We start from the raw sequence: 7,132 nt of genomic DNA, 5'->3' as shown, positions 1-7,132 counted from the left end.
GCTCCGGGGCTCCGCGAAGGGGTGGGGGACGGCGTGGCCGGAGACGCCCATCTCCGCTTCGGCCTTGTCGTAGAAGGGCGCCAGGTCCTCGTAGGAGATGGGCCAGTCCGCCACGGTGGTGCCGGGGACGGCGCCCAGCGTGGAGCGCAGGCGGAAGTCCACCGGCTTGAGGCGGTAGAAGTAGCCGCTCATGTGCACGGTGCCGCCGCCCACGCAGTTGGCGGTCCACGCGACGTTGCTGCGCTCGTAGCGGGCCTTGGCGCCGTGGCGCACGAGGTGCGGTTCATCCCACGGCAGCGGCATGAAGAAGTTGCGGCGGCTGTTGAGGATCTCGTCGTGGACGAAGTCCTTGGGCTGGTAGTGCCGGCCCTTCTCCAGCACCACGACCTTGAAGCCCGCGCGGCCCAGCTCCAGCGCGAGCGGTGCGCCGCCCGCGCCACTGCCGATGATGCAGACGTCGACCGCCTTCACGGGTGGCCTCCGCACTCGCGCAGGCACTTGGGACCGTCGTAGCCCTCCGGGGGCGCCATGGCGACGGTGCCCACGGTGTCGAAGCCCATGAGGCGCCAGCCCACGCGGCCCTTGTTGCCGCCATAGGAAGGGTCGCCCAGGAAGCCCTCCAGGCTGAGCGTCATCAGGAGCTCGAAGAAGTGCGCCTCGCCGCTGCCGGCGGGGCTGTCCTTGAAGATGGCGAGCAGCTCGTCCTGCTGGGCGGGCGTCGCCTTGGCGAAGCCCTTCTGGAACATGCGGTCGGCGCGGCGCTCCAGCGCGGCGAGGCCCTGGAGGAAGTCGCGGTGCATGGACTCCAGGCCCTGCGTCTCCAGGATGCGGTCGATGTAGAGGGCCACGTCCGCGTCCTGGGCGCCGGGGTCCTCGTCGCGGGGCAGGAGGCGTTCGGTGGCCGCGACGACGACGGCGTACTCGAAGGCGGAGAAGGTTCGCAGGGCCTGACCGGTGGCGGTGATTCCAGAAGGCTCGGAAGGTTTCGCTGGCTCCGGATCCTTGGAGCGCTTGCAGGCGGCGCCGCCCAGCAGCACCACGCCACCGCCGAAGAAGGTGAGGCGCTGGATGAAGGTGCGCCGGGACAACCGTCGGGGGAGCGAACGCGCGCGAGCCATGGTCTGGCAGCCTAGCCCAAATGCGCATCCTCCACGGTGCGAGGATGGGCCCGGAGTCGGTTGGCCGCCCACCGCCGGGGTGCAGGAAGCTCGCACCACGAGGCTTGTCCGACCTGGAAGTCGCACGGCTGGCATAGGATGGCGTGCTCAAGCAGGCCGACTTTGACCAAGGAGAAGAACCGCATGAAACGGCACGCGTGGCTACTGGGTGCGGCGCTCGCGCTGGGATGTGGCGGCGGCAAGCCAGCCAATCCCGACGCGGGACCGAAGCCCGGAACGGATGCGGGCACGACGGAGACTCCGTTCGTGCGGCTGGTGGTGGACACGGATCCCAGCGAGTTGCACACCATCTCCTCCATCGCGATGGCGGTGGGGCCCGAGGACCGCATCGGCATCGCGTACTTCGTGAAGGTGAGCGACACGGACTCCGAGCTTCGCTACCGCGAGGTGAAGGACGGTCAGGTGCAGGCGACCGCGGAGAAGATCGCCACGGTGCAGCGCGTGTATGGTGTTTCGCTGGCGTTCGCGCCGACGGGCCAGCCGGCGGTGAGCTACCTGGGCGGCGGCAGCGACGACTCCATCTACTGGTTCCAGAGCGACCTGGCGGTGTCCTACCGCAACGCGAATGGAACCTGGACCGAGCGCATCGCGGTGACGGAGGGCGCTCAGGCCGTGTCGGGCAATCCGGTGAGCGATACCGGCTATCTCGTGGGGCTCAATCCCTCCATCGTCTTCAGTGGCAACAATGCCCTCGTCGTGTACCGCGATGGGCACAACGGGCAGTTCCCCCAGCAGGACTGGGCCGGAAGCGACGTGGAGCTGGCCAGCGGTGGCCCCACGGCGTGGCAGCACCGGGTGGTGGCCTCGGGCGGCGACCAGAAGGGGGCGTATGGCGGGCACCTGCAGATGTTGATGGCGGACGGGCAGCCGGCGCTGGTGTTCGACCAGGCCTTCGGGGCCGCGGACGCACCGGGCCAGAACGTCTTCTTCCAGCGCCGCAACGCGGACGGCACCACCTGGACGCCGCCGCTGCAGGTGCAGGCGGTGGGCAACACGATGCTGGGCGCGTCGATGGCGTACGACCCCACGGTGGGCTTTGGCATCGCGGCGGTGGACCGTTCGAACAATCGCCTCACCTTCATCTCCTGTGCCGGCAAGACGGGGACGAAGTGCGCGGCGGCGGGAGACTGGACGGTGCCGGATCCCGTCTACCAGACAGGTTCGGGCGGCTGGTATCCGTCGCTGGCGTTCGATCCGGCGACGCATGATCCGTCCATCGCGTTCCACATCTGCTCGCTGGAGTCCGGGCGCAACGAGGGCAGTTGCTCGCCGTCGGACGACGCGCTCATCATCACCAGCCGCGTGGAGAGCCAGTGGCGCGAGACGACGGTGGACTTCGACGGAGGCTGGTCGCCGAAGCTGGCGTTCCTGTCCTCGGGGCAGCGCGTGGTGCTCTACCGGTCCGGTCGCACCCAGGCCCTGACGCTGGCGGTGGAGCGGTGAGCCACGCGGGACGCATCCTGGCGGCGCTGGGGCTGGCGGGGCTGGTGTCCGGCGCGGGCATCGTCGGCTGCCGGGGGGACAACGAGCTGTCCGGCAGCGTGTCGGAGCTGTTCCCCATCACCGACGTGTCGCGCGTGGAGGTGCGCCGCAACCCGGAGGCGCTCCAGGTGAGCTACTTCCGCAACAACGGCCTGGACGTGGACCTCGTCGCGCGGCTCACCGTGGACACCGAAGGCGTGGACCTGAAGCCCGGCACGAAGGTGCAACTGGGTGGCACCACGCCTTCCGGTCGCGACCGCGCTTCGGTGGTGCACGTGGCCGCGGGTGAGCCCGCGCGCGTCTTCACCCCGGTGGAGCGCGGCGACCTGGTGCTGGACGAAGGAGGCAATCCGGATCAGCCCACGCGCGGTGACTTCTCCCTGTCGTTCAAGAAGGGGGACGGGTACGGCGCGGGCCGCAGCCTGGAGGGGACGTTCTCCGCCACCGCGCTCGACGCGGGCTTCGGTCCGGACCTGGGTGACGTGGTGGGGGAAGAACCCGCTCCCTGATGCAGTCACGGGGCTTCCGGCGGAGACACGCACCGGAAGCCCTCTTGCCTCAAGCGTTGGGACTCAGGGCGTGCAGGTGTTGAGGGATGCCATGCCCTGGGAGAGCTGTCCCTGGTGCGTGGCGAACTGCGCGAGCGCCGGGGCGCCACCGTCCAGGAAGAGCTGCCGCGCGGTGTCCACCGCGTCCCGGGCATGCACGGTCACGGTGGTGCCGGTGGCGTTCGTCACCTTCACGGCGCCGTCCTCCTGGCCCTGCGCGCGGATGAGCAGGGCGCCCGCTTCGTCGCGCGCGACCATGCCGTCCTCCAGCGGTTCGAAGTAGCGCACCAGCGGGGCCTGGCCCTCGCGCTGCAATTCCAGACGCATGACGCCGGACTCCAGGTCGCGCGTCATCTTCAGCGTGTCGGTGGGGCTGAGCTTCACGATGCGCGTGTTCGGGTCTTCGCCTTCCACGCTGCTCACCGGGTTGCCGCCGGTCCAGAACTCGATGCTGTTGACGACGAGCGCGTCCACGAGCGCGCCAATCTCGTAGACGGGGACGACGACGAACACGAGGAACACCAGCCACTGGACGAACTTGTTCCCGGAGATGCCCTTGTTGAACTGCCAGATCTTCTGCGTGAGCTTGAACGAGCCGAAGCAGCCCGTCGCATGCATCATCAGGACACCGGCGCACAGCACGCCCAGCCAGCGGGACGGACGCATCGTCATGGACACTCCAGGGGGGTAGGGGGACCGCGAAAGCGGGCGCCACCATGCCACGAAGCGTCAGTCCGACTCGCTCTGGACGAGGCCATACTTGTGCAGCAACGAATAGAGGTGCTTGCGATCCAACTCCGCCTCGCGGGCGGCGCGGGCGATGTTGCCCCGGGCGCGGCCCAGCAGGCGCGTGAGGTATTCGCGCTCGAAGGCGCGCACCAGCTCGTCCTTGCAGACCTTGAACGGCCCGGTGAACTCCACCGGCAGGAAATCCCCGGCGGGGGAGGGCACGTCGCGGGTGAACTCGCGCAGCAGGTTGTCCCCGGTGAGGCCGGGGATGTCCACCATGTGCCGGGCGCGCTCCAGGGCGTTGCGCAGCTCGCGCACGTTGCCCGGCCAGGTGTGCCCCATGAACTGCTCCTGGATCTTCTCCGGCAGCCGGGGCCACAGGCCGTCGCCCGCGAAGGCGCCCACGAGCAGCGGGATGTCCTCCTTGCGGTCGCGCAGGGGCGGCAGGCTGACGGTGAAGACGGACAGGCGGAAGTAGAGGTCCTCGCGGAAGCGGCCCGCCTGCGTCTCCGACCAGAGGTCCTTCTTGCTGGCCACGACGATGCGCGCGTCGAAGGAGATGGGCGTGGAGGAGCCCAGGCGGCGGAACTCCCGGTCCTCGATGGCGCGCAGCAGCTTGGGCTGCAGATCCAGGGCGAGGTCGTCGATTTCGTCCAGGAAGAGCGTGCCGCCGTGGGCGCGCTCCAGGCAGCCGATGCGCTGACCCACGGCCCCGGTGAAGGCGCCCTTTTCGTGGCCGAACAGCTCGCTCTCGATGAGGGAGTCGGACACGCTGGCGCAGTCGAACACGACCAGGGGCCCGGTCGCGCGGGGGCTCAACTTGTGGATGGCCTTGGCGCCCGCGCCCTTGCCGGAGCCCGTTTCGCCCACCAGCAGCACGGTGGAGTCCGTGGGGGCGATGCGCTGGAGCAGTGCGAAGATCTGCCGCATGGGCACGCTGCGGCCCACGAGGTCGCCCAGTCGGTCCTCGACGGTGGGCTCCACCTGCACGGGCGCCATCTGCGGGCTGAAGCGCAGGCGCACGTCGCCCACCTCCAGCAGCGCGCCGGGGCGCAGGTAGGCTTCGCGCACCTGGGCGCCGTCCAGGAAGGTGCCGTTGGTGGAGCCCAGGTCCTGCACGAGGAACCGGTCCCCCTGGCGGCGAACCACCAGGTGGTTGCGGCTCACCGTGGGGTGGTCGATGACGACGTCGTTGTCCGTGGACTTGCCGACGCGCAGGTCCTCGGTGGCGAGCGGGTACACGGTTCCCGCGCGTTCGGTGTCCAGCAGCACCAGGTGGAAGCGCTGCGCGGACAGCCGCTCCGCCTGCGCACGAGCGACGACGACGGTGTGCGCGGGAATGGGGGCGGGAGGGACGGTGGACATGAACGGGACGGCATTCTAGTCGCCTTCCGGCCCGCGCGTGCTTTCTGTCGGAAGTCGGTGCCCGGCTGGTGGACGGCCGGGCACGGTGCGTCATGGCGGCGGGGCGGAAAGCACCACGGCCGCCCTCCTCGGAAAATGAGAAGGACGGCCGTGAAGTACTTTCGTGACGCCGCTGCCGGTCAGTCGCCGTCGTAGATGCCGATGAGGCCCGGGGTGACGACGCCCGTCTTCGCGACCTTGGTGCCCTCGAAGGACACGAGCACGCGGCGCTTGCCGCCGGAGCGGTCGAACTGGATGTCCGACACGGCGCTGACCGAGGTGAGCGTGGTGCCGAAGACATCCGCGCCGTACTTCACCGTGCCGCCGCCCTTCAGGCGCGTGATGCCGCCCCACCAGTTGGCGCCCACCCAGAGGCTGCCATCCAGCGGATCCGTCGCCACCGCGGAGGTGGGGGCCATCGCGGCGGTGTTGCCCTTGGCGGGCGTGTAGTTCACCAGGTCCTGCATCACCTTGCCCTGCACGTCGCCATTGGGGCCCAGGCGCGCCAGACCGAAGTAGAAGGAGCTGACCCAGACGTCGCCGTTGCCCGCCATGGCCATGCCGGAGACGTTGTCATCCACGCGGTCCGCCGCGGTCGGATAGTCCGGAACCTTGTCCGCCCAGATGTCGAAGCGGTTCGCGCTGTAGGGCGCGTCTTCCGTCTCCGCCTGCGCCTGCCAATAGTCGTCGCCGTTCGTGCCGTAGCGGAAGCGCGTGGAGCGGATCTGCCCGCCGAAGAAGACGTCGTGGTTCTCCGCGATGGCGATGCCGAAGTAGCGGTCCGACAGCAGCTCACCCTTGGACCCCGAGATGTGCGGGTGCACGTGCTCGTAGAGGCCCGCGCAGACGAACTCCCACTTGAAGCCCGGCGTGGTCCACGGACGCTGATCCCAGCAGTAGGACGGGACGTTGCCATCGAACTTCGCATCCCCCATGGCGAAGCCATGGTTGCCGCCGAACCAGACGAGTTCCTTCACCGGGTCGTAGGCGATGCGGTGGATGGTGCAGACCTTCTCGCGCCCGCGCGGCTCCGCGCCCACCTTGGTGGGGCCGGTGTGGATGTCGTAGTGCACGACGTCGAGGGTGCCGTCCGCCTTGAGCGTCACCTTGTCCGCGTCACCGCTCTTGTAGACGCTCGCGTCCGGTTCGCGACCGTCGAGCTCCGACTGGTCCCATTCGTCCTCGCACGTGGGCATGCCCGGCTGGGGCGGCTTGCCGGCGTAGCCGACGAACACCGTGCCCGCGGGTCCACCCGCCACGGAGATGACCTTGAGATACGGGAGGCCCGGCGGAGGACCGCCCACGCCGTCGCGCATGCGCCCGAAGGGATGCAGGCCTTCGGACAGGGTGAAGCGCTTGATCGTGTTCTCGCCCTTCTTGATGAGGAAGAGCCCCTCTTCGCCGCCCGCCACCCAGACGTTGCCGCCCTGGTCCGCGGAGATGCCGTACACGTAGCGCGGCGCGCCCAGTTCCTGGTTGTAGAACGTCCAGCCCGGCGCGGAGGGCAGGGGATAGGTCTGCACCGTCTCGGTCGGCCCCCCGGTGCCGGCATCCGTGCCCGTGCCCGCGTCGGTGCCGCCGCCCGTGCCGGCATCCGTGCCGCCCGTGCCCGCGTCGGTTCCGCCCGTCCCGGCATCCGTGCCCGTACCCGCGTCGGGAACCGTCGTACCCGAATCCGGCACCTGCGTGCCGCCATCCGGGAGCCTTGGGTCCTCCACGGGGACCACCGGCACCACCGGATCATCCACCTCGCGCGTGTTGCCGTCGTCGCCGCCGCAGCCCGCCCACCCC

At 69.7% G+C, this 7,132-nt stretch carries 7 protein-coding genes; 2 read left to right on the top strand and 5 right to left on the bottom strand.

All coding sequences use genetic code 11. The features are described from left to right. Both D7V88_RS36715 and D7V88_RS36710 read right to left on the bottom strand, forming a co-directional pair. Positions 1-471, bottom strand: a 471-nt coding sequence (locus tag D7V88_RS36715; protein ID WP_147449026.1) for an FAD-dependent monooxygenase, incomplete at its 3' end; no start/stop codon positions are given. Beyond that, on the bottom strand, positions 468-1,118 hold the full coding sequence (locus tag D7V88_RS36710; RefSeq protein ID WP_120545239.1) for a gluconate 2-dehydrogenase subunit 3 family protein: 651 nt from the start codon (positions 1,116-1,118) through the stop codon (positions 468-470). The genes D7V88_RS36715 and D7V88_RS36710, both read right to left, overlap by 4 nt. Before the next feature lie 183 nt (positions 1,119-1,301). Between D7V88_RS36710 and D7V88_RS36705 the strand changes: the two genes are divergently transcribed. Both D7V88_RS36705 and D7V88_RS36700 read left to right on the top strand, forming a co-directional pair. Next, entirely contained in the window at positions 1,302-2,621 is a 1,320-nt protein-coding gene (locus D7V88_RS36705; protein ID WP_120545241.1) for a hypothetical protein, read from the top strand. After that, the gene (locus tag D7V88_RS36700; protein ID WP_120545238.1) at positions 2,618-3,169 is read left to right on the top strand and encodes a hypothetical protein; all 552 of its coding nucleotides are present in this window, start codon (positions 2,618-2,620) and stop codon (positions 3,167-3,169) included. The genes D7V88_RS36705 and D7V88_RS36700 overlap by 4 nt, the downstream gene beginning before the upstream one ends. A 63-nt stretch (positions 3,170-3,232) precedes the next feature. On the opposite strand, the gene D7V88_RS36695 is transcribed toward D7V88_RS36700, so the two are convergent. The 3 genes from D7V88_RS36695 to D7V88_RS43305 form a co-directional block, all read right to left on the bottom strand. Further along, positions 3,233-3,880, bottom strand: coding sequence for a DUF3332 domain-containing protein (locus D7V88_RS36695; RefSeq protein WP_167509908.1), 648 nt, complete (start codon positions 3,878-3,880; stop codon positions 3,233-3,235). A gap of 57 nt (positions 3,881-3,937) precedes the next feature. Further along, positions 3,938-5,302: a sigma 54-interacting transcriptional regulator gene (locus tag D7V88_RS36690; protein ID WP_120545237.1), complete on the bottom strand. Its 1,365-nt coding sequence runs from the start codon at positions 5,300-5,302 to the stop codon at positions 3,938-3,940. 179 nt (positions 5,303-5,481) lie between these two features. Beyond that, positions 5,482-7,132 (bottom strand): hypothetical protein (locus D7V88_RS43305; RefSeq protein WP_120545236.1); only part of this gene is annotated, 1,651 nt, incomplete at its 5' end.

It is taken from the genome of Corallococcus terminator (genome assembly GCF_003611635.1).
GTDB classification, from domain to species: domain Bacteria; phylum Myxococcota; class Myxococcia; order Myxococcales; family Myxococcaceae; genus Corallococcus; species Corallococcus terminator.
The sequence above is the reverse complement of the archived record's forward strand: the minus strand, read 5'-3'. Positions and strand labels throughout refer to the sequence as shown.